This is a genomic window from Streptomyces sp. NPDC032161, from assembly GCF_040636995.1.
In the GTDB taxonomy this organism is placed as follows: domain Bacteria; phylum Actinomycetota; class Actinomycetes; order Streptomycetales; family Streptomycetaceae; genus Streptomyces.
In genome coordinates this window covers 34,659-60,791 of sequence record NZ_JBEZVN010000024.1, presented here as the reverse complement: position 1 = coordinate 60,791, position 26,133 = coordinate 34,659, and the positions used below count along the sequence as shown (strand labels likewise).

Below are 26,133 nucleotides of genomic sequence, written 5' to 3'. Positions count from 1 at the left end.
TCACTGTCCTTCCCGGTCGGGTACGACCGAAGCGTAGCTGTTCCCGCCCTGGATGATCCCGTCCCCGACACCATCGGCTCCGGCGGAGGCGTGGCCTCCGGTGGATCCGAAGCCTCCCTCGCCGCGGGCCGAACCCGGAAGCTCGGCCACCTCGTGGAAGCGCACCTTCTCGACCTGCTGCACGACCAGCTGGGCAATCCGGTCGAAACGCTCGAACCGCACGGGCTCGCGGGGGTCGAGATTGATGACGATCACCTTGATCTCTCCACGGTACCCGGCATCGACCGTCCCCGGGGCATTCACGAGGGCGACTCCGCAGCGCGCGGCGAGGCCGGAGCGCGGGTGCACGAACGCGGCGTATCCGTCGGGCAACGCGATCGACACCCCGGTGGGCAGCACCGCCCGCTCGCCCGGGGCGAGTTCGGCGGACTCGGTGGTCACCAGGTCGACCCCGGCGTCCCCAGGGTGTCCGTAGGCCGGAACCGGCACCTCCGGGTCGAGGCGGCGGATCAGGACGTCCACGGGCCGTCGCATCAGGGGTTCACCTCGAAGGCACGGGCACGCCGGACCTGGTCCGGGTCGGCCATGGCGGCGCGGATCTCGGCCGGACGGCCGTTCTCGATGAAGTGGTCGACCTTCACCTCGATGAAGAGGGCCTCGGCGCGGACCGCGACCGGTCCGCCCGGGCCGCCTATCCGTCCGGTCGCCCGCGAGTAGATCTTCCGGCCGTGCACCGCGGTGACCTCGGCGTCGAGGTGCAGCACGGTGTCCACCGGCACCGGGCGCACGAAGTCGGTCTCCAGCCGCCCGGTCACCGCGATCACCCGCAGCAGCCAGTTCAGCGAGCCCAGCGTCTCGTCCAGCGCGGTGGTCAGGACACCTCCGTGCGCCAGCCCCGGGGCGCCCTGGTGAGCGGCCTGCACGGTGAACTCGGCGGTGACGCTCACGCCCTCGCCGGCCCGCGCCTGGAGGTGCAGCCCGTGCGGCTGTGCCCCACCGCAGCCGAAACAGTGTTCGTAGTGCGCGCCGAGGAGTTCGCCGGGGGCCGGGGCCTCGGGGTGCCGTACCGGTTCCACCGCGTCGGCGGGGGGATTCAGAGCCGCAGATGTTCCACTCACAGGCGCAGACCTTACCCGCGCGGCCGATGCCGGGGCGCACCGTGCCAAGCTTGGACGCATGCAGCCTTCCGCCCCGCCTTTCGACGAACGCCTCACCGCGCCCCGCTCGTGGTGGCTCATCGCCTTCCTGGTCGGCATCGCCTGCGCGCTGATGCTGCTGCCGCTCGGCACCGTGCCCCTGCTGGCCGGTCTGGCGGGCGGTAGCGCGCTGTCGGCGATCGCCGTGAGTTCGTACGGCTCGGCCAGGATCCGGGTGGTGGCCGGCGCTCTGGTGGCCGGGGACGCGCGGATCCCGGTCTCGGCGCTGGGCGAGGCCGAGGTGCTGGACGGCGAGGAGGCGCGCGCGTGGCGCTCGTACAAGGCCGACACCCGTGCCTTCATGCTGCTGCGCAGCTACATCCCCACGGCGGTCCGGGTGGAGGTCACCGACCCGCAGGACCCGACTCCGTACGTCTACCTCTCGACCCGGGAACCGCAGGCGCTGGTCGCCGCCCTCGGCTCGGCGCGTTCCTGACCGGAGGATCCCGCGCCGGCCGGCCCTCGCGGGGTGGTGTCCGGGGCTTCGACGTTCCCCGGGCCCGCGGATCAGTTCTCCGGTTCCTTCCGCGGCCCCTTGCGCGGGCCGCGCGCCCGTTCCAGGGGCGGCAGCTCCGGCAGCCGGTCCCAGGGGACCTGGCGCTCGCGCAGATCCTTCCTGATCTTGTCGGCGAGCTTCCGGGTGTCGCGCCGGTTCATCATCGCGCCGACGGCGGCGCCGACCAGGAACGGGATCAGGTTCGGCAGATCGCGCGTCATGCGCTTCGTGATCTGCTGGCGCAGTTCGCGCTTCATCCGGCCGCCCAGCGCCGCGTTGATCGTCGTGGGTTGGGCGACGTCGATGCCGCGCTCCTCCGTCCAGGACGTGAGGTAGGCGGTGGACCGCTGGGTGAGTCCGCCCGGCGGGCGCAGCCCGTAGACCTCGTAGAGTTCCGCGACGAGCTTCAGCTCGATCGCGGCCACGCCGGTGATCTCCGCCGTCAGTTCGGTGAGCATCGCGGGCGGCACCGGCAGCATGGCCGCCGCGCCGATACCGGCGCCGACGGTGGCGCTCGCCCTGCTCGCGCCCGCGACGAGCTTGTCGGCGAGGTCCTCGGGCCCGAGGCCCTTGAATTGCTTGCGCAGCGTCGCGAGGTCGCGCACGGGGACGCGGGGGGCGGACTCGATGATCAGGTCGGCGATATGACCGATCGCGACCCTGGCGCCCTCCCCACCCTTGCGCACGCCCCGTTTCACCGAGCTCAGACGGCCCCCTGCGGTCCGGGGCCCCGTTCTGTCGAGCTGTCCGGCCCCGTGGGCCGGGCCGGCTCCTTCATGTCCCCCCTGCGCGGTCACCGCTTCGAGTGCCGAGGCTGCTTCGAGCGAGGCCGACCGGCCTCGCTCGTCGTACCGCTCGCCTGGGGAGGGCGACAGGGCGGACCGCCCGGCAGGCGTCACCACGCCTTTCGCCGGGCCTGTTCCGCCCTGGTCCGCCTCCGACGACTTCTTGCGCCGCAGGCGCCGCCTCCGGAACGGTTTGTCGCCTGTCACGGCCGACTCGACCTAGTCGCAGTCGCGGCAGATCGGCTGACCGTTCTTCTCCCGTGCCAGCTGGCTCCTGTGGTGCACGAGGAAGCAGCTCATGCACGTGAACTCGTCGGCCTGCTTCGGCAGGACCCGGACGGCCAGCTCCTCGTTGGACAGGTCCGCGCCGGGCAGCTCCAGGCCCTCGGCGGCGTCGAACTCGTCGACGTCGACGGCGGAGGCCGTCTTGTCGCTGCGGCGCGCCTTGAGCTCTTCGAGGCTGTCCTGATCGACGTCGTCGTCGGTCTTGCGTGGAGTGTCGTAATCGGTTGCCATGTCGCTCTCCCCCTCTGGGTGTCTGCGGTGTCTCAGCGCACGTAACGCGTGAGAGGCCGGACTTGTGCCCGACCCGAGGCGGAGATTTTGCCTCACATCAAGGTCTGTTACTCAATCGACACCCAAAAGGACCGCTCGGGAGTGATCGGTCTGGGTGGCGATGGGGACCGTACACGGCCCTCGCGTCGCGCTTCACGGGCGCCACCCCGTGTACTTCCCGTGATATCGGGCCCCGAAAACCCCGGCTTTGCGGGATTTCCGGCGTGGGCGCCCATCACGGAGCGTTGACGTATAGAAATTCGTTTCTGTGATCGATCACACATGGACGCCTTGGTCACAGGTCACGAAAATTCCGCCCAAAGCGAACAAAGCACTTCGGGTACGATTCGCCGCGTCGGCGCGGTCAGACGGGCAGTGAGACGCGCATCACAAGGCCCCCTCCCTCACGGGGTTCCGCGACGATACGGCCGCCGTGGGCGCGCGCCACGGACCGCGCGATCGACAGGCCGAGCCCGACCCCCTTGTCGCTCCCCGTCCGCTCCGTACGCAGCCGTCTGAAGGGCTCGAAGAGGTTGTCGATCTCGTAGGCGGGCACCACCGGCCCCGTGTTCGAGACCACCAGCACGGCGTGGCCGGACTGCAGTGTGGTGGTGACCTCCACCCAGCCGTTCTCCGGCACGTTGTAGCGCACGGCGTTCTGCACGAGGTTCAGCGCGATCCGTTCCAGCAGGACGCCGTTGCCCTGGATGACGGCCGGGGACCGCTCGCCGCGGATCTCCACACCCCGCTCCTCGGCCTCGGCGCGCGTCTGGTCGATGGCGCGCGAGGCGACCTCGGCCAGGTCGACCGGCTTGCGTTCGACGATCTGGTTGTCGCTGCGGGCGAGCAGCAGCAGGCCCTCCACCAGCTGCTCGCTGCGCTCGTTGGTGGCCAGCAGGGTCTTCCCCAGCTGTTTGAGCTCCGCCGGCGCCTGAGGGTCGGAGAGGTGCACCTCCAGCAGCGTGCGGTTGATCGCGAGCGGCGTGCGCAGTTCGTGCGACGCGTTCCCGACGAACCGCTGCTGGGCCGTGAAGGCGCGCTCCAGGCGGTCGAGCATCTCGTCGAAGGTGTCGGCGAGCTCCTTCAGCTCGTCGTCCGGTCCGTCCAGCTCGATCCGGCGGGACAGGTCCGTTCCGGCCACCCTGCGGGCGGTGCGGGTGATCCGGCCCAGCGGGGAGAGCACCCGGCCCGCCATGGCGTAGCCGAAGGCGAACGCGATGACGCTGAGGCCTACCAGGGCCAGCAGCGACCGGTTCAGCAGCGTGTCCAGCGCCTGCTGCCGCTGGTGGTTGACGCAGGAGTTCATCGCCGCGTTGATGGCGTCCGGCGTGGGGTTCGTGCCGAAGTTGCACACGTCGCTGACGATCCGGCCGCTCACGATCCTGAACGGCAGCTCACTGCCCACGTGGAGGGCCTGGGCGGCCAGCATGTAGATGATCGAGAGCAGCAGGATGCCCGCGATCAGGAACATGCCGCCGTAGAGCAGCGTGAGCCGTATGCGGATGGTCGGGCGCAGCCAGTACGGCGGCTCCGGCTGTTTGGGCTCCCAGGTGGGCTTCGGAGGCGCCGTCGGGGGCGCCGGGACGCTGGGCATCGGCGCTCAGATCCGGTAGCCGGAGCCGGGCACGGTGACGATCACCGGGGGCTCGCCGAGCTTGCGGCGCAACGTCATGACGGTGACCCGGACGACGTTGGTGAATGGGTCGGTGTTCTCGTCCCACGCCTTCTCCAGCAGCTGCTCGGCCGAGACGACCGCGCCCTCGCTGCGCATCAGTACCTCCAGCACGGCGAACTCCTTCGGCGCGAGCTGGATCTCGGTCTCGCCGCGGAACACCTCCCGCCGGTTGGGATCCAGCTTGATGCCGGCGCGTTCCAGGACGGGCGGCAGCGCCACCGTCGTGCGCCGGCCCAGGGCCCGCACGCGGGCGGTGAGCTCGCTGAACGCGAACGGCTTGGGCAGATAGTCGTCGGCGCCGAGCTCCAGCCCCTCCACCCGGTCGCTGACGTCCCCGGACGCCGTGAGCATGAGCACCCGCGTGGGGACGCCCAGCTCGACGACCCGGCGGCAGACGTCGTCACCGTGCACCAGGGGAAGGTCCCGGTCCAGCACCACGACGTCGTAGTCGTTGATCTCGATGCGCTCCACGGCCGCCGCGCCGTCGTACACGACATCGACGGCCATCGCCTCTCGGCGCAATCCGGTGGCCACCGCATCGGCGAGCAGCTGCTCGTCCTCCACGACGAGTACGCGCACGGCGCTGTCCTTCCTCAGAGATTTCACGTTTTCACGTTCAGGCTTCACCACGTCGAAAACGCAGAGCGTGCCGATGCGCACACGGTCCGTGAAGCGGACCGCTCATCTACACGGTCATGCGCTGCTCCATCCTGCCCGCAACGCGCATAAACCGGCGGTAAGACGGCGTTCACCGGCCCGGACCCCCCGGGAATTCACCGGATTTCCGGGCCAGTTGAGGTTTCTGTGAGGTTCGGGCCGGGGAGGACGCATTCACACCCGAGATCACGCCTCGAATGTGGCGTGCCACAGGCCACTCCGTCCCCGGAGAGTGCGTGATCACCGCCCTACCGCCACCGCGCGGAGGGAAACCCCGGGCACACCCCCGTGCCACCGACCCACGATGAGGGGGCGCATTATGGACGCTTTCACCGCTGGTCTGCTGCAGCGGATCAGGACGACCGAATCCGACCTCACAAGGGCTCGGGAGACGGGCGACGACTTCCTCGCGGATGTCGAGCAGGGCGAACTGGACGACCTGCACCGCCTCGCCGCCGAGCACGGCGTCAAGATCGGCACCACCGGCGTCTGAACCGTCGCGAGAGGGCCCCGGCCACCGTTCGTGGTGGTCGGGGCCCTTCTGCCGCTCCAGGGGCCCCTGACGGGCCTCTGCGGCCTCTCCCCGTCCCGTCCGCCGCGCGGGCCGGCCTCCGGTCGAACGACGGTGCGTCGACGACGGGCCCCGAGGGCTGTCCCGTGACGCGTGGTGGATCGGTGCGCCCCGGATGTGGCGCATCGCAGGACGGAGGGACGCCCGCATGCTGGACGTACGCGGGCTCCCCGACAGCGCGGCCAGCGCGGCGAGGTGCCGCAGCTGTCGATGTGCGCCGCCGGGGACCGCGGGACAGCCCTCAGTCGTGCCAGGCGCCGTATTCCTCCAGGAGGGCCTGAAGCGGTTCGAAGACGCCCGGCGTCGCGGCGACCGTCAGGTCCCCGTCGGCGGGCAGCCCGGGGCGGCCTCCGGTGCACGCCCCCGCCTCGCGGGCGATGAGGTCACCGGCCGCCAGGTCCCAGGGGTGGAGCCCGCGCTCGTAGTAGCCGTCGAGGCGGCCCGCCGCCACGTCGCACAGGTCCACGGCCGCGGAGCCGCCGCGCCGGATGTCGCGCAGCCGCGGGATCAGCCGCCGGGCCACGTCCGCCTGGTGCGCGCGGACGTGGGCGACGTAGTTGAAACCGGTCGAGACGAGCGCCTGGTCGAGCGGTGGCGCGGGCCGGCAGCGCAGAGCGGTGTTCTCGCCGTGCGCCCCGCGGGCGTACGCGCCGCCGCCGAGCACGGCCCAGTACGTCTCCCGGCGCATCGGAGCCTCCACCACGCCCACGATCCGCACGCCGTCCCGCTCCGCGGCGATGGAGACGGCCCAGGTGGGCAGGCCGTACAGGTAGTTCACCGTGCCGTCGAGCGGGTCGATGACCCAGCGGACACCGCTGCTGCCCGGCGTGCTGGCGCCCTCCTCGCCGAGGAAGCCGTCCTGGGGGCGGCGTTCGGCGAGGAGGCCGGTGATCAGCTTCTCGGCGGCGATGTCCATCTCGGTGACGACGTCGATCGGACTGGACTTGGTCGCGGCCACGCCCAGGTCGGCCGGGCGGCCGTCGCGCAGCAGCTCACCGGCGCGACGGGCGGCCTCCAGGGCGAGGTCGAGCAGTTCGGACGGGTTCGGGTCGGTCACGGCGCTCCAGGTGTCGGCGGACGACGGATGTCGGCGGACTACGGCGAGGCACGGGCGACGGAAGCCACGGCGGGCCCTCGGTCCCGGGCGGGGCGGCGGTGCCGCCGTACGCCCCGGGCGGATCAGGCGTAGGGACTGTCGGCGCCCGCGGCTGCGGGCCTGGGTGCCCGGGCCGGACAGCACCCGACCGGACACAGGTCGTGGCTCGGGCCGAGCGCGCCCAGGGCGCAGCGCTCCGGAGCGCACCCCCGCTCGGTCCCGGCCCGTTCCAGCACCAGTTCGCGCACGGCCGCCGCGAACCGGGGGTCGGTGCCCACGGTCGCGGACCTGCGGACCGGGAGTCCGAGTTCGGCCGCCTTCGCGGTGGCCTCGGTGTCGAGGTCGTACAGGACCTCCATGTGGTCCGAGACGAAACCGATGGGGGCCATGACCACGGCGGGGACGCCCTCGCCGTGCAGGCTCTCCAGGTGGTCGCAGATGTCGGGTTCAAGCCACGGGATGTGCGGGGCGCCGCTGCGGGACTGGTAGACGAGCCGCCAGGGGTGTTCGATGCCGGTCTCCTCGCGCACCGCGTCGACGATCAGACGGGCGATGTCGAGATGGGCCGCGACGTAGGCGCCGCCGTCGCCGTGTCCCTCGACGGGGCCGGAGGTGTCGGCGGCGGACACGGGGATGGAGTGCGTGGTGAAGGCGAGGTGCGCCCCGGCCCGTACGTCCTCGGGCAGGTCGGCCAGGGAGGCGAGGACGCCGTCCACCATGGGCCGCACGAACCCGGGGTGGTTGAAGTAGTGCCGCAGCTTGTCGACGCGGGGCACCGCCAGCCCCTCGGCCTCCAGGGCGGCCAGCGACTCCGCGAGGTTCTCGCGGTACTGCCGGCAGCCGGAGTAGGAGGCGTAGGCGCTGGTGGCGAGGACGGCGATGCGGCGACGGCCGTCCGCGACCATCTCGCGCAGGGTGTCGGTGAGGTAGGGCGCCCAGTTGCGGTTGCCCCAGTACACCGGCAGGTCCAGGCCGTGCTCCGCGAAGTCCTTGCGCAGGGCGTCCAGCAGCGCCCTGTTCTGGGCGTTGATCGGGCTGACGCCGCCGAACCGGAAGTAGTGCTTGCCGACCTCCTTCAGCCGCTCCTCGGGGATGCCCCGGCCGCGGGTCACGTTCGCCAGGAACGGGACCACGTCGTCCGGGCCTTCGGGGCCGCCGAAGGAGAGCAGCAGCAGGGCGTCGTAGGGAGCGGGATCACACAGATCGGACATGCCATCGATCCTGCCACTCGCCCCGGTCAGTGCTTCCACCGACATCCCCCGGCACCGCCTCCGCGCCCCGGCCGCCCGCGCCAGCCCCGGTCCGGGTGCCCGCCCCCGGCCTCCCGCGCGGAGCCCGGGGCCCGCCCCGCTCCCCTCCCGTCCCCCGCCCATAAGCTGTACCGGCCGCATCCAGGCGCAACAGACACGTTCGTCACAGGCACGTTCGATCGCATCGCCCCGGAGCCTTCCTTGCCCAGTCCCTACCGCGCGATCTTCGCCGCCCCCGGCACCAAGCGGTTCTCGGCGGCCGGATTCCTCGGCCGGATGCCGCTGTCCATGATGGGCATCGGCGTGGTGACCATGGTTTCCCAGCTCACCGGCCGCTACGGGCTCGCCGGGGCGCTCTCCGCGACGCTGGCGATGTCGGCGGCCGTGATCGGACCGCAGATCTCCCGGCTCGTGGACCGTCACGGTCAGTGCCGGGTGCTGCGGCCCGCCACGCTCGTCGCGCTCGCGGCGGTGGCCGGGCTCCTCGTCTGCGCGCAGCAGCGGCTGCCGGACTGGACGCTCTTCGTCTTCGCGGCGGGCGCCGGCGGCGTGCCCAGCGTGGGCTCGATGATCCGGGCCCGCTGGGCGGAGATCTACCGCGGTTCGCCGCAGCGGCTGCACACCGCGTACTCGTGGGAGTCGATCGTCGACGAGGTGTGCTTCATCTTCGGGCCGATCATCTCGATCGGCCTGTCCACGTCCTGGTTCCCGGAGGCGGGCCCGTTGCTCGCGGCGGTGTTCCTGCTGGTCGGCGTGGTCTGGCTGACCGCGCAGCGTGCCACCGAACCGGTCCCGCACCCGCGCGAGCAGCACACCGGCGGTTCCGCGATGCGTTCCCGGGGTCTGCGGGTGCTCGTGGTGACGTTCATGGCGACCGGGGCGATCTTCGGGGCGATCGACGTGGTGACGGTGGCCTTCGCCGAGGAGCAGGGGCACAAGGCGGCGGCGAGTCTCGTCCTGGCCGTGTACGCCCTGGGGTCCTGCGTGGCCGGGGCCGTCTTCGGCCTGCTGCGGCCGGGCGGGAAGCCGTCCACCCGGTGGCTGCTGGGTGTGTGCGCGATGGCCGTGAGTATGATCCCCCTCCAACTGGCCGGGAGCCTGCCGTTCCTGGCCGTGGCGCTCTTTGTCGCAGGCCTCGCCATCGCACCGACGATGGTCACCACCATGGCCCTCGTCGAGCAGCACGTACCGCGCACCGCACTGACCGAGGGCATGACCTGGACCAGCACCGGGCTCGCCGTCGGCGTGGCACTCGGCTCCTCGGCCGCCGGCTGGGTGGTCGACGCCTCCGGGGCCGAGGCGGGGTACGCGGTGCCCGCCGCAGCGGGAGCGCTCGCGGCCGCGGTGGCGTTCCTGGGGTACCGCCGGCTCAGCGGGCCGGCCGCTACGGGAGGGCGTGGGGAAGATGACCGGAACCGGCGCACGGACGACGACGAGCGCGTGGCGTAACTGGGCGGGGAACGTCACGGCACGTCCGGCGCGGGCCGTGACCCCCGGCTCCGCGCCCGAACTGGCCGAGGCGCTGCGCCGGGCCTCCGAGGACGGTCTGCGGGTGAAGCCGGTCGGCTCCGGGCACTCCTTCACGTCGGTGGCGGCCACCGACGGACTGCTGATCCGCCCCGACCTGCTCGCCGGCGTCCGGGAGATCGACCGCGAGGCGATGACGGTGACCGTCGGGGCCGGCACGACGCTGGAGCGGCTCAACACCGTCCTGGCGCGGGAGGGCCTCTCGCTCACCAACATGGGCGACATCATGAAGCAGACGGTCGCCGGTGCCACGTCGACCGGCACCCATGGCACCGGCCGCGACTCGGGGTCCATATCCGCGCAGATCCGCGCCCTCGAACTGGTCACCGCCGACGGGCGGGTGCTGACCTGCTCGGAGAAGGAGAACGCCGACGTCTTCGCCGTCGCCCGGATCGGGCTCGGCGCGCTGGGCGTCGTCACGGCGATCACCTTCGCCGTGGAGCCGGTCTTCCTGCTGACGGCCCGTGAGGAGCCGATGAGCTTCGACCGGGTCACGGCCGACTTCGACCAGATGGTCACGGAGAACGAGCACTTCGAGTTCTACTGGTTCCCGCACACCGGCAACTGCAACACCAAGCGCAACAACCGCAGCGCGGGACCGGCCGCGCCTCCCGGGAAGGTCAGCGGCTGGATCGAGGACGAACTCCTCTCCAACGGGGTCTTCCAGGCGGCCTGTGCGGTCGGCCGGGCGTTCCCCGCGACGATCCCGTCGATCGCCAGGGTCTCCAGCCGCGCGCTCTCGGCTCGTACGTACACCGACATTCCTTACAAGGTCTTCACCAGTCCGCGCCGGGTGCGCTTCGTGGAGATGGAGTACGCCGTGCCGCGCGAGGCCGCCCTGGAGGCGCTGCGGGAGGTCAGGGCGATGGTCGATCGTTCTCCGCTGCGGATCAGCTTCCCGGTGGAGGTGCGCACCGCACCCGCCGACGACATCGCGCTCTCCACGGCCTCGGGCCGGGACAGCGTGTACATCGCCGTCCACATGTACCGGGGCACGCCCTACCAGGCGTACTTCACGGCCGTCGAGCGGATCATGACCGCCCATGCCGGCCGCCCGCACTGGGGCAAGATCAACACCCGCGACGCGGAGTACTTCGCCGAGGTCTACCCGCGCTTCGGCGAGTTCACCGCCGTACGCGACCGGCTCGACCCGGACCGGCTGTTCGGCAACGCCTATCTGCGCCGGGTGCTGGGCGACTAGGGCGTGTTCCGAAAGTGGCGTCGTGTGGCCGGAGGCCGGGCCGAAGGGGCGGTGCTGGAGGGCGCCGCCCCTTCGGTCTCATCGGCCGGTGTCGGTGCCGGTGGTGGCCTGTCCGCCCTGCGCCGGGGCCTGCCCGGCATCCGTGGGCTGCGGGGCGACGCCGCCGTCGCCGGGGGCCGACGGGGCGGGTGTGGCCGCCGGGGACGGACCGGCCCCCTCACCGCTGTCGCCGGGCCGCGTGGGGCTGGGCGTCGGATCGGCCGGGGCGCGGCCGTCCTGACCGGAGTCGGGGTTCCGGCTCTGGCCGTCGCCCGGCGCCGTGCCGGGGGCCTCGCCGCTCTCCTGCCCCGGCGTCCGGTCCCGGTCCGGGCCGGTGCCGGTCGACGGCGCGGGGTCGTTCGTCCCGGTGTCCCGTTCGCCGCCGCGCACGACGGAGCCCACGGTGGTGCCCCGGCCACCGCTCAGGTCGTTCCCGGAGACCAGTTCGTACGTGGTGATTCCGGCCATGGCCACGGCGAAGACCACGGCTGCCCCGGCAGCGGAGCGCTTCCAGCCCCGGAACCGGGTGCCGTGCGTGGTGGCCTCGGAGAACTCCTCGTCGGGCGGACCGCCCCGGCCCGGGCGGACCGCCGCGAGCGGCCGGGTCGCGCCGAACGGCCCGGTCGGCAGGGGGGAGTCCTGATCGGTGTCCACGGCGCGCAGCACGGTCGTGGCGTCGACGGCGGGGAGCACGGTCGTCGCGTCCATGGCGGGGAGCGCCGTCGTGGCACCCTCGACCCCGCCGTGGCCCCGCTCCGGTGAGGACCGCCGTTCCCCCCGCGCGGCCCGCGCGTCGCCCGCCCCCCGGTTCCGCCCGGCCGCCTCGCGGCCCTGGTGCTTCGCCTGGACCGTGGCCTCGCGGATCTGCTCCCCCGTGCGACGGAAGAAGTGCTGGAAGACGGAACCGCCGCACGTGGCGACGACGCTCATCACCCCCGCGCCCAGGATCGTTCCGTAGACGCCCAACTGGGAGGCCGCCACCGCCGCGGCGACCGCCGCCACGGCGCTGCCCGCCACCTGCGGCAGGCTCAGATCTATTCGCTTTTCCTTGGGATCCGTGTCACTTTCCGGCTTCTGCACCATTTCCAGCCCTTGATTGACATCTCTCCCACCATGCAACAGATAGGGACATCTGAGCGAAGTGATTAGTTCCGCTTCGGGAGATTCTGTGAAGCAGGACACGCGCGAGGGGCATACGACCCCCGACTGGGTAGCTCAACTGCCGCACCCGACGACAACTTCGACGGCGCGGCGGTCCACTCACATGGCCCGAATGGAGTACTGTGACGAGCCCTGAGCCGGATTCCCGCACGGGTGTCCGGGATCTTCGGGAAGGGGGCCGCAAGGAGGCGCTCGAACCGGCGGCGCCGCGGCATCGCACGGGGATCGGCTACATGATGTGACCAGAAGTCGCTTCATGTTGCACAATGGGTCACCGTGTCATACCGGCGGTCAAGGGCTCACGCTCGACACACCGGGCAACACGGCAATGTTGTGGCAGGCTGCACCCGGGCAGGCCACACTCGACTAGCGGAAGCAGCGACGCACGTGACGTCGGCAGGCACCACCCGGGAGGTCCCCATGCCCGAACTGCGTGTCGTGGCCGTCTCCAACGACGGCACACGACTGGTGCTCAAGGCTGCGGACAACACGGAGTACACGCTTCCGATCGACGAGCGGCTGCGAGCCGCCGTGCGCAACGACCGTGCGCGGCTGGGCCAGATCGAGATCGAGGTGGAGAGCCACCTCCGCCCGCGCGACATCCAGGCGCGGATACGGGCGGGCGCCTCCGCCGAGGAGGTCGCCCAGTTCGCCGGGATCCCGGTCGACCGTGTCCGTCGCTTCGAGGGCCCTGTCCTCGCGGAACGCGCCTTCATGGCCGAGCGCGCCCGCAAGACCCCCGTACGCCGTCCCGGCGAGAACACCGGTCCCCTGCTCGGCGAGGCGGTCAAGGAGCGGCTGCTGCTGCGCGGCGCCGACAAGGAGACCGTCCAGTGGGACTCGTGGCGCCGCGACGACGGCACCTGGGAGGTCCTGCTCGTCTACCGGGTGGCGGGCGAACCCCACTCGGCGAGCTGGACGTACGACGCGCCGCGTCGGCTGGTCCAAGCCATGGACGACGAGGCGCGTTCGCTGATCGGCGAGACCGACGAGGTCGCCGCGCCCGAGCCGACCTTCCCCTTCGTGCCCCGGATCGCCCGGCTGCCCCGCGACCGGCCGCTGGACCGCTCCCTGGACCGCCCGTCGCTCCCGGCCCCCGTGCCCGACCCCGAGGAGCACGTGGGCGGCATCTCGTCCGGTGAACGCGATTCGCTGACCAGCCTGCTGGAAGCGGTTCCGAGCTTCCGCGGCGACATGGTCGTCCCGGAACGGCCCGATCCCCCTGTCCCGGACCCGGTCGCGGAGGAGCCGGAGGCCGACGAGCCGCCCGCGGCGGCCGCCTCCGCAGGTGCCGGTTCCGCCTACGCGGATGTGCTGATGCCGCGGGCGGTGGCCGGACACCGCGACCGGCTGATCGGGACCACGGACCGTCAGGCCGAGGCCGACGGCGTACGCCCGGGCCGCCGGGCCGCGGTGCCGAGCTGGGACGAGATCGTCTTCGGCACCCGCCGAAAAAAACAGGACTGAACGGGCCGACCGCAGCATGACGAGGGTCCGTACGCCGTGGCGTACGGACCCTCGTGCCGTGTCCTGCGCGCGCGGCACGGGAAAGACATGTGCCCCGGGAGCGACGCACCGCACGCAAGCGGCGCACGGTCCGGAAGAAGCGCGTGGCACGGAAGGAGCGGCCGGAGAAGCGCGACCGGACCGCGTCCCGGCCGCGCGCCGCGCCCAGTCCGGCACGCCTCGCGTCAGCGGGGGTCGGGGCCCGTGGCGACCGGGCGGGTCCCGTCGGCGGTCCACTCGGACCAGGAGCCCGCGTAGAGCGCCGCCGGAATCCCGGCGACGGCCAGGGCCAGCACCTCATGGGCACCCGAGACGCCCGAGCCGCAGTAGACACCGACCTCGGACGCCCGGTCGGCGCCGAGCTCACCGAAGCGGGCCGCCAGCGAGGAGGCGGGCAGAAACCGGCCGTCCTCCTCCACGTTCTCGGTGGTCGGGGCCGAGACGGCGCCCGGGATGTGGCCGGCCACCCGGTCGATCGGTTCCACCTCGCCCCGGTAGCGTGCGGCGGCCCGCGCGTCGAGCAGCAGGCCCGACCGGGCCAGCGCCGCCGCCCCGTCGGCGTCCAGCAGCGGCACGGCGCCGGGCACCGGCCGGAAGTCGCCCTCGTCCGGCGTGGGGATCTCCGTGTCGAGCTTCTCCTCCCAGGCCGCGAGGCCGCCGTCCAGCACCCGGACGTTCTCGTGCCCGGTCCAGCGCAGCAGCCACCAGGCGCGGGCCGCCGCCCAGCCCTGGCCGCCGTCGTACACGACCACCGGGGTGTCCGCGCGGACACCGGCCCTGCGCATGGTCGCGCCGAACTCCTCGGGGTCGGGCAGGGGGTGGCGTCCACCACTGCCCGCCGGACCGGCGAGGTCCGCGTCCAGATCGACGAAGACCGCGCCCGGGATGTGTCCGGCCTCGTAGTCCGGGCGGCCGTGCGGGCCGCCCTGCTGCCAACGTACGTCCAGGAGCACCGGCGGACGTGGCCCCGCCAGCTCGCTCGCGCATTCGGGCGCGGTGATGATCGGCTTCATGGGAACCATCCTCGCGCAGGAGCGGTCCCACCCGTAACGCCGTCACACCACCGAACCGGATGTACCGCATGTTTCCGGCCTCTCTGTCGAGATCCCGGCCGATGCGGCGCGGCCGGGCCGCATGGAGCGCCGGGTGGTGCGAGCATCTGCACGGGGCGCGCACCACCCGTGCCGCACCACGGCACACGGCCCCGTTCCCCCCGTACGGCCACCACGATGGTCCGAGGAGAGAGTGACGATGACCGAGGCTCCCGCCCGGCGCACACCCGGAACACCTTGCTGGGTGAGTCTGATCGTGCACGGCTTGAGCACCACAGAGGATTTCTACGCCGGTCTGTTCGGCTGGGAGTTCGCGCCCGGACCGGACCAACTGGGTCCGTACGTCCGCGCGTCGATCGGCGGGAAGGTGGTCGCGGGCATCGGACAGCTGCCGTCCGACCGCCTCCTTCCCGTGGCCTGGACGACGTATCTGGCCACCGACGACGCCGATGCCACGGCGGAGCTGATCCGCTCCTGCGGCGGCACGGTCGCCGTGGGGCCGCTCGACGCGGGCGAGGCGGGACGGCTCGCCGTCGCCGCCGATCCCGGGGGCGCGGTCTTCGGGATCTGGCAGGCCGCCGCGCATCTCGGCACGGCGCTCTCCGGCACCCACGGCACCCCGGTCTGGAACGAGCTGCTGACCCGTGAGACCTCGACGGTCTGCAAGTTCTACCAGACGGTGTTCGGCTACGAGGCGGAGGCGGTCTCAGCGGCCGACTTCGACTACCAGACGCTGCGTCTGCGCGGTCGTCCGGTCGCCTCGCTGCACGGCGTGGGTCATGCCCTCCCCCGCGACCGCGGGCCGCACTGGATGACGTACTTCGAGGTCGACGACACCGACGCGACCGCGCGTCGTGTGGTGGACCTGGGTGGGTACGTCCTCCAGCCGCCCCGCGACGGCTCCTTCGGCCGGATCGCGACCGTGGCCGACCCGGAGGGCGCCGTGTTCACGATCGTGCGGTCACTCGACAGGCTCTGAACCTATGGGCTCCGGGCCGGGGCGTCAGCCGGCCCGGAGCCGTTCGACATGGCGGCGGGCGGGGCCGGACAGCCGGGCGTGGAGCTCGTCGAAGAGGTCGGACGCCTCGGTTCCGCTCCATTCGGCCGGCAGCAGCTCCCGGGCGACACCGGGGTCGAGGTAGACCAGCCGGCGCCAGTCGGTGATGACCCTGATGTACGTCGTGAACGCCTCGTCGTCGGTGACCCGGCCCCCGCCCGCGATGCGCTCGGCGACCGGCCGGTACGCCGCGAGGAACTCGGCGTAGAGCCGCTGGAGCCGGACGGTGTCCCACCAGGTGCGCACCTTCGCGGCCAGTTCCGCGCGGCCCGCCCGGCCCTTGCCCGGCCCGCACTCGCCCTCGGAGGCGTTCCCGACCGGGATCCCGGTCTCCGTCCTCCCGGCCGCGGGGAGGTGGTCGGCCCGGAAGAGGTCGGCGTAGGAGCGCAGCCCGTGCCGGGCCAGCATGTCCTCCGCCTCCTCGTACACGTGGCCCGGTGCGATCCACACCCCGGCGGACACGGATCCGAAGCCGAGCCTGGTCAGCTGGGTGCGCAGCGTGTGCCGCCTGGCGCGCTCGGACTCGGGCACGGAGAAGACGACGAGCACCCAGCCCTCGTCGACGGTGGCGCGCCGCGCCGCGAAGATGCGCGGATCGCCGTCGCGCAGGACGCGTTCGGTGTCCGGCGAGATCCGGTATCCGGCCGCTCCGGACACCGTTTCCGCTTCGAGGATTCCGGCGCGCTTCAGCCGGGAGACGGAGGACCGCACGGTCGGCCCCTCGATGCCCAGGTCGGCGAGCAGCCGGATCAGCGAGGCCACGGACATCCAGCCGCCGGTGTCGCGCGCGTACAGCCCGTAGACCGTCACGATCAGCTGCCTCGGCTGCGCCTTGCCCGGGGATCCCGGTCCGGGCGCGGACTCTTCCCCGCTCGCCGTGTTCACGGCGTCATCCTAAGCACCCGCGCCGCGGGCCCCGGGAGGACGGGGCTGCCCGACAGGAGGTCAGCCCGAGGTGACCGGCAGCACGTCGGGCGACAGGGCGGCCGCGCGCGCCGTCGCGCTCGTCATCCGCCTGCGATGGTGACGACGGCACAGGACCTCGTACCCGACGGTCTCGGCGGCCACGCCCACGTCGCCCACCACGACCTGCTCGCCGTCGACGACCATCTCGCCGCCCACCGTGCGAGCGTTGTGGGTGGCCCGCGCTCCGCACCAGCACATCGCCTCGACCTGGAGCGTCTCGACCCGGTCCGCCAGCTCGATCAGCCGCTGCGAGCCCGGGAAGAGCTTGGTGCGGAAGTCCGTGGTGATGCCGAACGCGAAGACGTCCAGGTCCAGGTCGTCCACGATCCGGGCCAGTTGGTCGATCTGCTCGGGGGCGAGGAACTGCGCCTCGTCCACGATGACGTAGTCGGCCTTTCCCCCCTTCGACATCTGGGCCACGAGGTAGGCGTACAGGTCCATGTGCGGTGCGGCCTCGACCGCTTCCGTCACCAGTCCGAGACGGGAGGAGAGCTTCCCCTCGCCCGCGCGGTCGTCCCGGGTGAAGATCACGCCCCGCAGCCCCCTGGCGGACCGGTTGTGCCCGATCTGCAGCGCCAGCGTGCTCTTTCCGCAGTCCATGGTGCCGGAGAAGAAAACCAGTTCGGACATCAGTGGAGCACAATCTTCCGGATCGAGGGGGAGCGCCGGAGGGACCCGCTGACCGGCCGGTACCGGCGCGGCGCGACCCGTTCGCGGGGCGACGGATGCCCGAGCACGACGGCGCGCCCTGCGCGGTCCGTCGCACCGGAGGAGAACACGGGCTCGGGCATGGGGAACTGAGGGCCTTTCGGACGCTGTGGGGCGGTCGGGCGGATCGAGAGGGAGACGTGCCTGCGCGGGAGCGGCTACGAGCGTACTTCGAGCAGGGGCACGAGCTGCTCGGTGGGGGTCATCGAGCCGTGCATGCCGACCATCGCGGACTCGTGCGGTTCGTTGACCGAGGCGGTGATCACCACGTCGTCGTGGGCCGCGGCGACGACGTCGCCGATCCTGCCGTGGACACGTTCGTCGATCGTCGGGCCGAACCATCCGGCCTCGATCGCCTCGTCCCGGCTCGCCACCCAGAACTGCTCGCCGAGCACTTCGCGCCAGACGGCCAGGACGTCGTTCTCGGCGCCCGGGACGGCGTACACGTGCCGGGCCCGGCCCTCGCCGCCGAGCAGCGCGACGCCCGCGCGCAGTTCCCAGTCCTCGTCGAAGTCGATGCGCGACCGCTCGTCGAAGGGAATGTCGATCATGCCGTGGTCGGCGGTGATGTACAGCGCCGAGCGGGGCGGGAGCTGTTCGGCCAGGCGCCGGGCCAGACCGTCCACGTGCATGAGCTGTCCGCGCCAGGAGTCGGAGCCGACACCGAAGCGGTGGCCGTTGGCGTCGACCTCGCTGTAGTACGTGTAGACGAGCGACCGGTCGCCCGCGGCGAGGCGTTCGGCGGCGACGTCCATCCGTTCCTCGCCGGTCAGCCGGCCGAGGAACGTGCCGCCGCTGAGCGCGACCTGGGTGAGCGGGGTCCGCTCGAAGGCCGGTGCGGAGACCTGGGCGGTGCGCACCCCCGCGGCGTCGGCGAGCGCGAAGACGGTGGGATGCGGCTGCCAGACGGCGGGCGGGGTCCACGGCTGCCAGCGGAGCTGGTTCATCAGCTCGCCGGTGTCCGGATCGCGCACGGTGTAGCCGGGCAGGCCGTGCTCCCCCGGCGGGCGTCCGGTGCCGACCGAGGCCAGTGACGTCGCCGTGGTGGCCGGGAAGCCCGCCGTGACCGGGCGGCCGGTGCCGCCGCGCGAGGTGGGGAGCAGCGAGTGCAGGAAGGGCGCCTCGTCGGGGTGCGCCTTGATCTGTTCCCAGCCGAGGCCGTCGATCAGGAAGACGCAGTTCCGGTCCGCCGGGGCGAGTTCGGGGATCGTGGCGGTGAAACCGGGCACGCCCTGCCCGGCGACGAGCGTGGGCAGCAGATCGGCGAGGGAGCCGCTGCCGTACTCGGGGACGGGAGCGGTGTCGACGTCGAGCAGAACGGGGTCCTGCCAGGCCGGCTGAGCCATCAGCGGCTGGTCGCCGCGGTCGCGGCCGTGGCCTCGGAGAGGGACTGCGCGAAGGCGAGGGTCTGGCGCACGGTGTCCGGGCCGTCCCCGGCCTCGCTCACCCGCAGGCTCAGGTCGTCGGCCGTCGAGTTGCCTGTGTAGCCGTGGTCGGCCTCGCAGTTGGGGTCGCCGCAGGCCGCCGGTTCGAGATCGATGCGGGAGACCGCACCCCAGCCGATGGTGAGGACGACTTCGCGGGGCAGCGTGCCCGGCACGTACTTCTCGGGGTCGGACACGACCCGGCTGACCACGACCGACGAGATGCGGTCGAGCTTGACCGATTCCGTCGAGGTGGTGGCGTACGGCGACGGGGAGGTGGTGTCCGCGTTCTGCTCGTCGGTGTGGCTGACGATGAAACGGGTGCCCGTGAGGACCAGGACCGTGACGTGACGGCGCACCTCGTTGGAGTCGAAGGTGGTCTCCTGGTGGACCAGGTACGAGGCGACGGGCTCACCGCCCACGGCGGCTTCCACCGCCTCGGCCACGAGGGCCGGGTAGTAGCCACTGCGCTCGATCGCCGCGCGCAGCCCCTGGGTCGTCGTACCGGTCTTAGCCATGGGAACCATCCTACGGGGGGCGGATGACTGCCGGGGACGTCGTACGGCGGCGCGGACCGGGGACACGGTGGTCCGCGCTCTCGTGGGAGCGGGGCGGTGAGGACGGGAACGTCCCGGCCCTGTCGGCGGCGGGAACGTCCCGGCCCGGTCCCGGCCCTTTCGGCGACGGGAACGTCCCGGCAGCGGCCGTCCGGTCAGTAGTTGGGGAGGCGGCGGGGGCCGAGGTCGGTGCGGGGCGGCGGCGGGGAGAGCCGGACGCTCGCGCCGAGGACGGCCAGCCCGTGGGTGGCGACCACGACCGGTTCCAGGGCGACGGAGACCACCTCGGGGTGGTCGTCGACCAGCCGGGACACCCGCAGCAGCAGTTCTTCGAGCGCCGCGGTGTCCACGGGGGCCGCACCCCGCCAGCCGAACAGCACCGGGGCCGCCCGGATGGACCGGATCAGCTCGGCGGCGTCGCGGTCGGTGGCCGGAACCAGACGGTGGGCGGTGTCGCCGAGGAGCTCGGAGGGCGCGCCCGCGAGCCCGAACGAGAGAACGGCGCCCGCCGCCGGGTCGATCGAGGCCCGTACGACGGTGTCGACCCCGCGCGGCGCCATGGCCTGGACGACGGGCTGGAGTTCGGCGGGCCTGCCGAGCAGTTCGGTCAGCTCGCCGTACGCGCGGCGCAGCGCGTCCTCCCCCGCGAGGTCCAGCCGCACACCGCCGAGATCGGCCCGGTGACGCAGATGGGGCGCGGTGGTCTTGAGCGCGACGGGATAACCGATCCGTGCCGCGGCGGCGACGGCGGCATCCGGGTCGGGGGCGGGCAGTGTCGGCCGTACGGCGATGCCGTAGCGGCCGAGGAGCTCGCACGCCTCGTCGGGCGTGAGCTGTCTGCCGCGCGGGGCGGGGTCCGGGCCGAGAAGGGTGTCGATCAGCTCGGCGGTACCCGGCTCGTCGATGGTGTCGTCGAGGAACTCGGGCACCTTGCCGGGTACGGCGGCCTGCCGCCGCCACTGCGCGTACCGCACCGACTCGGCCAGGGCGCGTACGGCCCGTTCGGCGGCGGGGTAGGCGGGGATCCGGCCCGCGCGGCCGTCCGGTCCGTTGCCGTCCGTTCCCGGGCCGGCCGGGGTGGGCCGGGCGCCCTGGCCGTTCCGGCCGTCCTGGCCGTTCGGCGCTTCCCGGGTGCCCGGGGCTCCGGCGGGCGCGGTACGGGCGTGCGCGGAGGCGGACACGGACGGAGTGGTCGCGGGCCGTGCGGTCCCGGGCCGGGCGTCCGCGGGCTCGCTGGCCGTGGAGGACGGCTTCGCCGGGCGCGGCGCGGCCGTGCCGCTGGCCACGGACAGGGCCTCCGCCAGCCCGCCGATCTCCACGTGGACGACGGCCACGGGCTTGGCGGGACCGGTGGCCGCCGCCGCGCGGAGCGCGGTCGCCAGGACCTCCCCGCCGCCGTTCTCCGCCTCGCCGTCCTCGCCCACCCAGGGGATCGCCGTGACGATCACCGAGTCGCAGTCGTCGTCGGCGAGGGCCTCGGTCAGGGCGTCCCGGAAGTCCTGCGGCGTCGCGGCGGTGGTGAGGTCGAGGGGCGGCCGCGGACGCAGACCCTCGGTCAGGCAGGCGTCGTAGGTGAGCAGGCCGAGCGACTCGGAGTTGCCGAGGATCGCGACCCGGGGGCCCGCCGGGAGCGGCTGGTCCGCGAGGAGGAGACCCACGTCGACCACCTCCGTCACCGTGTCGACGCGGATCACGCCCGCCTGCCGCATGAGGGCGGAGACCGTCGCGTCCGGGATCCGGCTGACGGGTACGGCGTGGCCGGGCGGGGTGGCGCCGGTGTGCCGGGCCCCCTTCACCACGACCACGGGCTTCACGGCCGCGGTGCGCCGGGCGAGCCGCATGAACTTGCGCGGATTGCCGAACGATTCGAGGTAGAGCAGGGCGACGTCGGTGTCCGGGTCCTCGTACCAGTACTGCAGGAAGTCGTTGCCCGAGATGTCGGCCCGGTTGCCCGCGGAGATGAAGGTGGAGAGCCCCGCACCCTGCCGGTAGAGCCGGGAGAGCAGGGCGATGCCGATCGCCCCGGACTGGGTGAACAGACCGATACGGCCCCGCTCGGGCGGCTCGGGGGCGAGGGAGGCGTTCAGCCGGACGGCCTCGGCGTTGTTGATGACGCCGAAGGCGTTCGGACCGATGATCCGCATCCCGTACGAGCGTGCCTGGCGGACGAGTTCGCGCTGCCGGTCCCTGCCCTCGGCACCCCACTCGGCGTATCCGGCGGAGAGGACGACGAGACCCTGGACGCCGTGCTCGCCGCAGTCGGCCACGGCCTCCGGTACCCGCTCGGCGGGGACGGCGACGACCGCGAGGTCCACCGGTTCGCCGATCTCGCCGACGCGGCGGTGGGCGGGGACGCCGTCGATGGTGTCCCGGTCGGCGGCGAAGGAACGATTCACGGCATACGTACGGCCGGTGAATCCGGCCGCGAGGAGGTTGCGCAGGACCGTGCGGCCGACACCGCCGGGCGTCCGGCCGACCCCGATGACGGCCACGGACCCGGGGGCGAGCAACCGTTGTACGGAGCGCGCCTCGGCCCGCTGCTCACGGCCGCGCTGGACGGCGAGGGACTCGGCCGTCGGTTCGAGGTCCAGGGTGAGGTGGACGGAGCCTTCCTCGAAGCTCCGCCGCTGGGTGTAGCCGGCGTCCCGGAACACCTTGATCATTTTGGTGTTGGCGGGGAGCACCTCGGCGACGAAGCGGCGGATGCCGCGCTCGCGGGCCACCGCGGCGATGTGCTCCAGCAGTGCCGACGCCACTCCCCGGCCCTGGTGCGCGTCCTGGACCAGGAAGGCGACCTCCGCCTCGTCCGCGGGCGCGGAGGCTGGCCTGCCCCGTCCGTCGATCCGGTCGTAACGGACGGTCGCGATGAACTCGCCGCCGACCGTGACCGCGAGCCCCACCCGGTCGACGTAATCGTGATGGGTGAAGCGGTGCACGTCCCTGGCGGACAGCCGGGGGTACGGGGCGAAGAAGCGGTAGTACTTCGACTCGTCGGAGACCTGCTCGTAGAAACTGACCAGGCGTTCGGCGTCGTCCGTGGTGATGGGCCTGATCCGCGCGGTGCCTCCGTCACGGAGGACCACGTCCGCTTCCCAGTGGTCGGGATAGACGTGACGCGGACTCTGCTCCGTCGAGGACTGCATGGGCACAGACTACGGCTCGTCCACCACTCGCGTAGCCGCCGGGGCCGGGGCAGTCTGAGGGGGGCCGAACGGCGTTGCGGCACCGCTCGTGGGTGTGGCGCGGGTCGGCCGGAGCACCGCGCACCACATGAGAGAGTGGTCTAGACAACTATTGATTCATGAAGGGCAGAACCATGGCTGAGCGCCGCGTCAACGTCGGCTGGGCCGAGGGCCTGCACGCCCGCCCCGCTTCCATATTCGTCCGCGCCGCCACGGCGTCCGGCATCCCCGTGACGATCTCCAAGGCCGACGGCACCCCGGTGAACGCCGCCTCCATGCTCGCGGTGCTCGGGCTCGGCGCGCAGGGCGGCGAGGAGATCGTGCTCGCGTCCGAGGCGGACGACGCCGAGGCCGCCCTGGACCGCCTGGCGAAGCTGGTCGCGGAGGGGCTCGACGAACTCCCGGAGACCGTCTGAGCCACGTTCCGGATCTCCGGGATTCCCGCTCCCGGGACTTCCGGGGTCCGGCACGGGACCGATTCCCGCCGGCGGAGCCGCGGTGCCGCCCACCGGCACCGCGGCTCCTTCGTCTTCCGGCCCCGGGATTCCTTCCCGGATCCCGGGCGCCTCTTCCCGGGATCCGGGACGGTCGCGCAAGGGGCGGGTCCTGCTGACGGGGCGACCCGGACATGCCGAAGGCCCCGGGGTACGCCGGGGCCTTCGGGAGGCGGTTCGCGGGTCGGCTGTCGGTCAGAGGGAGACGCCGTGGGCACGCAGATAGGCGACGGGGTCCATGTCGGATCCGTAGGAGGGCGTGGTCCGGGCCTCGAAGTGGAGGTGCGGTCCGGTGGAGTTGCCGGTCGAGCCGGAGAGGCCGATCTGCTGGCCCCCGCCGACGCTCTGGCCGACACGGACACCGATCGACGAGAGGTGCCCGTACTGCGTGTACGTGCCGTCCGTCATGCGCAGCACGATGTTGTTGCCGTACGCACCGCCCCAGCCGGCCTCGACGACCGTACCGGCGCCGACGGCGACGACGGAGCTGCCCGACGCGGCGTGGAAGTCGATGCCCGAGTGGCTGCCGGAGGACCAGAGCGAACCGCTGGACTTGTAGCCGGTGGTGACGTAGGAACCGGCGACCGGGAGCTGGAAGAGGCCCAGCCGGGTGCGCTCGGCGGAGCGGGCGGCACGCGCCTTCTCGGCCCGCGCCTCGGCGGCACGCTTCGCCTCGGCCCTGGCCTTCGCCTCGGCCCGGGCGCGCTTCTCGGCCTCGGCCTTCCGCTGGGCCGCCTCCTTCGCCTCGGCGATGAGGTCGGCCCGGTGCTGCTGCGCGTCGGCCTGGGCGTCGATCCGGTCGGCGATGACGTCCTGGATGGCGATGACCTGGTTCAGGCCGGTCTCGCCGACCGCGGAGGTCTCGGCGTCCGCGGCGAGGGCCGGGGAGGCGGCGCCTCCGATGACGCCGGTGGTGGCCAGCGCCGCGACGCCGGCGATCCTCGCGCTGCCGCGCGTCAGTCGGCCGGGGGCACGATGCTTCCCGGTGGCACGGGTGAACGCCATGAAGTGGCTGATCCTTTCCTTCCCTCTCGCCTACCGGGTTAGCTGACGGGTTCGGAGCAGGAAGGTCTCCTACGGAGGCCCCGGCCTCACCGAGGCTCAGGCTTCCGATTCACCCCAGGGACTTCATTGGGTCCCCGGCTCCCCAGGGCTCACGCCCGGCGGGGACTCGGCGATGGCTGTCCGGTGCGTCGCGGTCGCGACATACGAGTGGCCGGCAGCCCGGTCGACGCTAAGCGCGAGCACGTTCGTTCGCCAAACGGACAAGCCGTTTTGTAGCGCATGCCACAGGACGTACGGGCAACCCGGCGACCGGAACCCACCATGGGGAAGACCCCGGCGAGACATCGCTCACAGGGGCCTTCCACGCCCACGCGCCCGGCCGTCGGACCGACCGGGCCGCACCCGTTCGGCACCCAAAACGGCCCGGCCCGCGGCTGTCCTCCGGCACCTGCCCCGTACGGGAACAGGGCATCGGACGCCCGGCCGTCGGACCGGCGGGCGGGGACGTCAGGGGTCCGGGACGGTCCCCGGCGTCTCCGCCCGGGAAGGCCGCCGGGACCGTGACGGCGTACCGCTCAGCCGGCGACCACCGACACCTCACCGATGCCCAGCGCCCGGACCGGCTCCTCGATCCGGGACGCGTCGCCGACGAGGATCGTCACCAGACGGTCGCCCGGGAAGGCGCTGACCACGGCCGCGGTCGCCTCGACCGTGCCGGCCGCCGCGAGCCGGGCGTACAGGTGGGCCTGGAAGTCGTCCGGGAGGTGCTGCTCGACCTGGTCGGCCAGCGTGCCCGCCACGGAGGCAGCCGTCTCGAACTTCAACGGCGCGACACCCACGAGATTCTGCACCGCGGTCTCGCGCTCCTCGTCGGTGAGCCCCTCGGCCGCCAGCGTCCGCAGCACCGTCCACAGGTCCTCCAGCGCCGGTCCGGTCGACTCCGTGTCCACCGATCCGCTGATCGCGAGCATGGCGGCGCCGGTCGCGCCCGTGACCGAGTCCGGGGCCGACGACCGCAGCACCTGGGCGAAGGCGCGGACACCGTAGGTGTAGCCCTTCTCCTCGCGCAGCACCCGGTCCAGCCGGGAGGTGAGCGTGCCGCCCAGGCAGTACGTGCCGAGCACCTGGGCGGGCCACACGCTGTCGTGCCGGTCCGGTCCGATCCGGCCGATCAGCAGCTGCGTCTGCACCGCGCCCGGACGGTCCACGATGACCACGCGACCGGTGTCGTCGGCGGTGATCGGCGGGGCGGGGCGCGGCTCGACGGTGTCGCCCGACCAGTCGCCGAGCGTCTCGGCGAGCAGGGCCTCCAGGTCGATGCCGGTCAGGTCGCCGACGACCACGGCGGTCGCCGCGGACGGCCGGACATGGGCCTCGAAGAAGGCGCGCACCGCCCCCGCGTCGATCCGCTCCACCGTCTCCTCGGTGCCCTGGCGCGGCCGGGACATCCGCGACGCGGCCGGGAAGAGCTCCTTGGAGAGCTGCTTGGCGGCGCGGCGCGCCGGGTTGGCCTGCTCGTGCGGGATCTCGTCGAGCCGGTTGCGCACCAGCCGTTCGATCTCGCTCTCGGCGAAGGCGGGGGCCCGCAGTGCCTCGGCGACCAGTCCGAGCGCCTTGGCCAGCCGGGAGGCCGGGACCTCCAGGGAGACCCGCAGGCCAGGGTGGTCGGCGTGCGCGTCGAGCGTGGCACCGCAGCGCTCCAGCTCGGCGGCGAACTCCTCGGCGGTGTGCTTGTCGGTGCCCTCGGACAGGGCCCGCGCCATGATCGTGGCCACGCCGTCCAGGCCCTCCGGCTCGGCGTCCAGCGGGGCGTCGAGGACGATCTCGACCGCCACCACCTGCTGGCCGGGGCGGTGGCAGCGCAGCACCGTCAGGCCGTTGGGCAGCGAACCGCGCTCCGGCGCGGGGAAAGCCCAAGGGCGTGCGACCCCGGGGGCCGGCTGGGGGTGGAACTGCATCGAAACTCCAGTCGC

At 72.7% G+C, this 26,133-nt stretch carries 24 protein-coding genes and 1 riboswitch; of the genes, 7 read left to right on the top strand and 17 right to left on the bottom strand.

Annotation, left to right across the window (positions count from 1 at the left end):
• Both dut and AB0E67_RS27880 read right to left on the bottom strand, forming a co-directional pair.
• Positions 1–534: a dUTP diphosphatase gene (dut, locus tag AB0E67_RS27885; RefSeq protein ID WP_362031660.1), complete on the bottom strand. Its 534-nt coding sequence runs from the start codon at positions 532–534 to the stop codon at positions 1–3.
• Positions 534–1,118, bottom strand: a complete 585-nt coding sequence (locus tag AB0E67_RS27880) for a PaaI family thioesterase (protein ID WP_362031658.1) — start codon at positions 1,116–1,118, stop codon at positions 534–536. The genes dut and AB0E67_RS27880 overlap by 1 nt, the downstream gene beginning before the upstream one ends.
• A gap of 58 nt (positions 1,119–1,176) precedes the next feature.
• Between AB0E67_RS27880 and AB0E67_RS27875 the strand changes: the two genes are divergently transcribed.
• A complete protein-coding gene (locus AB0E67_RS27875) occupies positions 1,177–1,632 on the top strand; it encodes a DUF3093 domain-containing protein (protein WP_351516338.1) in 456 nt (151 codons plus the stop codon).
• A gap of 71 nt (positions 1,633–1,703) precedes the next feature.
• On the opposite strand, the gene AB0E67_RS27870 is transcribed toward AB0E67_RS27875, so the two are convergent.
• The 4 genes from AB0E67_RS27870 to AB0E67_RS27855 form a co-directional block, all read right to left on the bottom strand.
• The gene (locus tag AB0E67_RS27870) at positions 1,704–2,684 is read right to left on the bottom strand and encodes a hypothetical protein (protein WP_362031656.1); all 981 of its coding nucleotides are present in this window, start codon (positions 2,682–2,684) and stop codon (positions 1,704–1,706) included.
• 12 nt (positions 2,685–2,696) lie between these two features.
• Positions 2,697–2,993 carry a DUF4193 domain-containing protein gene (locus AB0E67_RS27865; protein WP_003965732.1) on the bottom strand — a complete coding sequence of 99 codons (297 nt, stop codon included), beginning with the start codon at positions 2,991–2,993 and terminating at the stop codon, positions 2,697–2,699.
• Positions 2,994–3,396: 403 nt separating this feature from the next.
• Positions 3,397–4,626 carry an ATP-binding protein gene (locus AB0E67_RS27860; RefSeq protein ID WP_351516334.1) on the bottom strand — a complete coding sequence of 410 codons (1,230 nt, stop codon included), beginning with the start codon at positions 4,624–4,626 and terminating at the stop codon, positions 3,397–3,399.
• 6 nt (positions 4,627–4,632) lie between these two features.
• Positions 4,633–5,286, bottom strand: a complete 654-nt coding sequence (locus AB0E67_RS27855) for a response regulator transcription factor (protein WP_362031693.1) — start codon at positions 5,284–5,286, stop codon at positions 4,633–4,635.
• A 397-nt stretch (positions 5,287–5,683) separates the two neighbouring features.
• Between AB0E67_RS27855 and AB0E67_RS27850 the strand changes: the two genes are divergently transcribed.
• Positions 5,684–5,857 (top strand): hypothetical protein, encoded by a 174-nt coding sequence (locus AB0E67_RS27850; RefSeq protein ID WP_199883344.1) that lies wholly within the window; start codon positions 5,684–5,686, stop codon positions 5,855–5,857.
• Positions 5,858–6,176: 319 nt separating this feature from the next.
• On the opposite strand, the gene AB0E67_RS27845 is transcribed toward AB0E67_RS27850, so the two are convergent.
• Positions 6,177–6,992 (bottom strand): inositol monophosphatase family protein, encoded by an 816-nt coding sequence (locus tag AB0E67_RS27845; RefSeq protein WP_362031653.1) that lies wholly within the window; start codon positions 6,990–6,992, stop codon positions 6,177–6,179.
• Between the two features lie 122 nt (positions 6,993–7,114).
• Positions 7,115–8,242 carry a ferrochelatase gene (locus tag AB0E67_RS27840; protein ID WP_362031651.1) on the bottom strand — a complete coding sequence of 376 codons (1,128 nt, stop codon included), beginning with the start codon at positions 8,240–8,242 and terminating at the stop codon, positions 7,115–7,117.
• 240 nt (positions 8,243–8,482) lie between these two features.
• On the opposite strand from AB0E67_RS27840, the gene AB0E67_RS27835 reads away from it, so the two are divergent.
• Positions 8,483–9,730, top strand: coding sequence for an MFS transporter (locus AB0E67_RS27835; protein ID WP_362031649.1), 1,248 nt, complete (start codon positions 8,483–8,485; stop codon positions 9,728–9,730).
• Complete coding sequence (locus tag AB0E67_RS27830; protein ID WP_362031647.1) at positions 9,687–11,009, top strand: D-arabinono-1,4-lactone oxidase; 1,323 nt, start codon at positions 9,687–9,689, stop codon at positions 11,007–11,009. Before AB0E67_RS27835 ends, AB0E67_RS27830 begins: the two co-directional genes overlap by 44 nt.
• A 78-nt stretch (positions 11,010–11,087) precedes the next feature.
• Here AB0E67_RS27830 and AB0E67_RS27825 read toward each other — a convergent pair whose 3' ends face one another.
• Positions 11,088–12,131, bottom strand: coding sequence for a hypothetical protein (locus AB0E67_RS27825; RefSeq protein ID WP_362031645.1), 1,044 nt, complete (start codon positions 12,129–12,131; stop codon positions 11,088–11,090).
• Positions 12,132–12,629: 498 nt separating this feature from the next.
• On the opposite strand from AB0E67_RS27825, the gene sepH reads away from it, so the two are divergent.
• Entirely contained in the window at positions 12,630–13,676 is a 1,047-nt protein-coding gene (gene sepH, locus AB0E67_RS27820) for a septation protein SepH (protein WP_362031643.1), read from the top strand.
• 224 nt (positions 13,677–13,900) lie between these two features.
• On the opposite strand, the gene AB0E67_RS27815 is transcribed toward sepH, so the two are convergent.
• A complete protein-coding gene (locus AB0E67_RS27815) occupies positions 13,901–14,728 on the bottom strand; it encodes a sulfurtransferase (RefSeq protein WP_362031641.1) in 828 nt (275 codons plus the stop codon).
• 238 nt (positions 14,729–14,966) lie between these two features.
• Between AB0E67_RS27815 and AB0E67_RS27810 the strand changes: the two genes are divergently transcribed.
• Complete coding sequence (locus AB0E67_RS27810; protein ID WP_362031639.1) at positions 14,967–15,746, top strand: VOC family protein; 780 nt, start codon at positions 14,967–14,969, stop codon at positions 15,744–15,746.
• Positions 15,747–15,770: 24 nt separating this feature from the next.
• On the opposite strand, the gene AB0E67_RS27805 is transcribed toward AB0E67_RS27810, so the two are convergent.
• The 5 genes from AB0E67_RS27805 to AB0E67_RS27785 all read right to left on the bottom strand — a co-directional run bounded on the left by AB0E67_RS27805 (position 15,771) and on the right by AB0E67_RS27785 (position 22,622).
• Complete coding sequence (locus AB0E67_RS27805) at positions 15,771–16,709, bottom strand: PaaX family transcriptional regulator C-terminal domain-containing protein (protein ID WP_362031637.1); 939 nt, start codon at positions 16,707–16,709, stop codon at positions 15,771–15,773.
• Between the two features lie 60 nt (positions 16,710–16,769).
• A complete protein-coding gene (locus AB0E67_RS27800) occupies positions 16,770–17,420 on the bottom strand; it encodes a thymidine kinase (RefSeq protein ID WP_073789875.1) in 651 nt (216 codons plus the stop codon).
• 236 nt (positions 17,421–17,656) lie between these two features.
• Positions 17,657–18,844, bottom strand: a complete 1,188-nt coding sequence (locus tag AB0E67_RS27795; protein ID WP_362031635.1) for a nucleotide pyrophosphatase/phosphodiesterase family protein — start codon at positions 18,842–18,844, stop codon at positions 17,657–17,659.
• On the bottom strand, positions 18,844–19,440 hold the full coding sequence (locus AB0E67_RS27790) for a DUF5998 family protein (protein ID WP_362031633.1): 597 nt from the start codon (positions 19,438–19,440) through the stop codon (positions 18,844–18,846). Before AB0E67_RS27790 ends, AB0E67_RS27795 begins: the two co-directional genes overlap by 1 nt.
• Before the next feature lie 194 nt (positions 19,441–19,634).
• Positions 19,635–22,622 carry a GNAT family N-acetyltransferase gene (locus AB0E67_RS27785; RefSeq protein WP_362031631.1) on the bottom strand — a complete coding sequence of 996 codons (2,988 nt, stop codon included), beginning with the start codon at positions 22,620–22,622 and terminating at the stop codon, positions 19,635–19,637.
• Positions 22,623–22,795: 173 nt separating this feature from the next.
• On the opposite strand from AB0E67_RS27785, the gene AB0E67_RS27780 reads away from it, so the two are divergent.
• Positions 22,796–23,077, top strand: a complete 282-nt coding sequence (locus AB0E67_RS27780) for an HPr family phosphocarrier protein (RefSeq protein WP_073789882.1) — start codon at positions 22,796–22,798, stop codon at positions 23,075–23,077.
• A gap of 273 nt (positions 23,078–23,350) precedes the next feature.
• Here AB0E67_RS27780 and AB0E67_RS27775 read toward each other — a convergent pair whose 3' ends face one another.
• Together AB0E67_RS27775 and AB0E67_RS27770 are read right to left on the bottom strand one after the other, a co-directional pair.
• Positions 23,351–24,160, bottom strand: coding sequence for a M23 family metallopeptidase (locus tag AB0E67_RS27775; RefSeq protein WP_362031629.1), 810 nt, complete (start codon positions 24,158–24,160; stop codon positions 23,351–23,353).
• A 12-nt stretch (positions 24,161–24,172) separates the two neighbouring features.
• A riboswitch (cyclic di-AMP (ydaO/yuaA leader) is annotated at positions 24,173–24,342 on the bottom strand.
• Between the two features lie 393 nt (positions 24,343–24,735).
• Positions 24,736–26,118, bottom strand: coding sequence for a pitrilysin family protein (locus tag AB0E67_RS27770; RefSeq protein WP_362031691.1), 1,383 nt, complete (start codon positions 26,116–26,118; stop codon positions 24,736–24,738).
• Positions 26,119–26,133: the final 15 nt, after the last annotated feature.

What these genes read in the sequence shown, in the direction of transcription:
- AB0E67_RS27795 (WP_362031635.1), bottom strand. Translation starts at nt 18,844, where the DNA reads ATGGCTCAGCCGGCCTGGCAGGACCCCGTTCTGCTCGACGTCGACACC.
- AB0E67_RS27825 (WP_362031645.1), bottom strand. Translation starts at nt 12,131, where the DNA reads ATGGTGCAGAAGCCGGAAAGTGACACGGATCCCAAGGAAAAGCGAATA.
- AB0E67_RS27780 (WP_073789882.1), top strand. Translation starts at nt 22,796, where the DNA reads ATGGCTGAGCGCCGCGTCAACGTCGGCTGGGCCGAGGGCCTGCACGCC.
- AB0E67_RS27770 (WP_362031691.1), bottom strand. Translation starts at nt 26,118, where the DNA reads ATGCAGTTCCACCCCCAGCCGGCCCCCGGGGTCGCACGCCCTTGGGCT.
- AB0E67_RS27815 (WP_362031641.1), bottom strand. Translation starts at nt 14,728, where the DNA reads ATGAAGCCGATCATCACCGCGCCCGAATGCGCGAGCGAGCTGGCGGGG.
- AB0E67_RS27875 (WP_351516338.1), top strand. Translation starts at nt 1,177, where the DNA reads ATGCAGCCTTCCGCCCCGCCTTTCGACGAACGCCTCACCGCGCCCCGC.
- AB0E67_RS27840 (WP_362031651.1), bottom strand. Translation starts at nt 8,242, where the DNA reads ATGTCCGATCTGTGTGATCCCGCTCCCTACGACGCCCTGCTGCTGCTC.
- AB0E67_RS27865 (WP_003965732.1), bottom strand. Translation starts at nt 2,993, where the DNA reads ATGGCAACCGATTACGACACTCCACGCAAGACCGACGACGACGTCGAT.
- AB0E67_RS27775 (WP_362031629.1), bottom strand. Translation starts at nt 24,160, where the DNA reads ATGGCGTTCACCCGTGCCACCGGGAAGCATCGTGCCCCCGGCCGACTG.
- AB0E67_RS27800 (WP_073789875.1), bottom strand. Translation starts at nt 17,420, where the DNA reads ATGTCCGAACTGGTTTTCTTCTCCGGCACCATGGACTGCGGAAAGAGC.
- AB0E67_RS27785 (WP_362031631.1), bottom strand. Translation starts at nt 22,622, where the DNA reads ATGCAGTCCTCGACGGAGCAGAGTCCGCGTCACGTCTATCCCGACCAC.
- AB0E67_RS27810 (WP_362031639.1), top strand. Translation starts at nt 14,967, where the DNA reads ATGACCGAGGCTCCCGCCCGGCGCACACCCGGAACACCTTGCTGGGTG.
- dut (WP_362031660.1), bottom strand. Translation starts at nt 534, where the DNA reads ATGCGACGGCCCGTGGACGTCCTGATCCGCCGCCTCGACCCGGAGGTG.
- sepH (WP_362031643.1), top strand. Translation starts at nt 12,630, where the DNA reads ATGCCCGAACTGCGTGTCGTGGCCGTCTCCAACGACGGCACACGACTG.
- AB0E67_RS27850 (WP_199883344.1), top strand. Translation starts at nt 5,684, where the DNA reads ATGGACGCTTTCACCGCTGGTCTGCTGCAGCGGATCAGGACGACCGAA.
- AB0E67_RS27830 (WP_362031647.1), top strand. Translation starts at nt 9,687, where the DNA reads ATGACCGGAACCGGCGCACGGACGACGACGAGCGCGTGGCGTAACTGG.
- AB0E67_RS27860 (WP_351516334.1), bottom strand. Translation starts at nt 4,626, where the DNA reads ATGCCCAGCGTCCCGGCGCCCCCGACGGCGCCTCCGAAGCCCACCTGG.
- AB0E67_RS27790 (WP_362031633.1), bottom strand. Translation starts at nt 19,440, where the DNA reads ATGGCTAAGACCGGTACGACGACCCAGGGGCTGCGCGCGGCGATCGAG.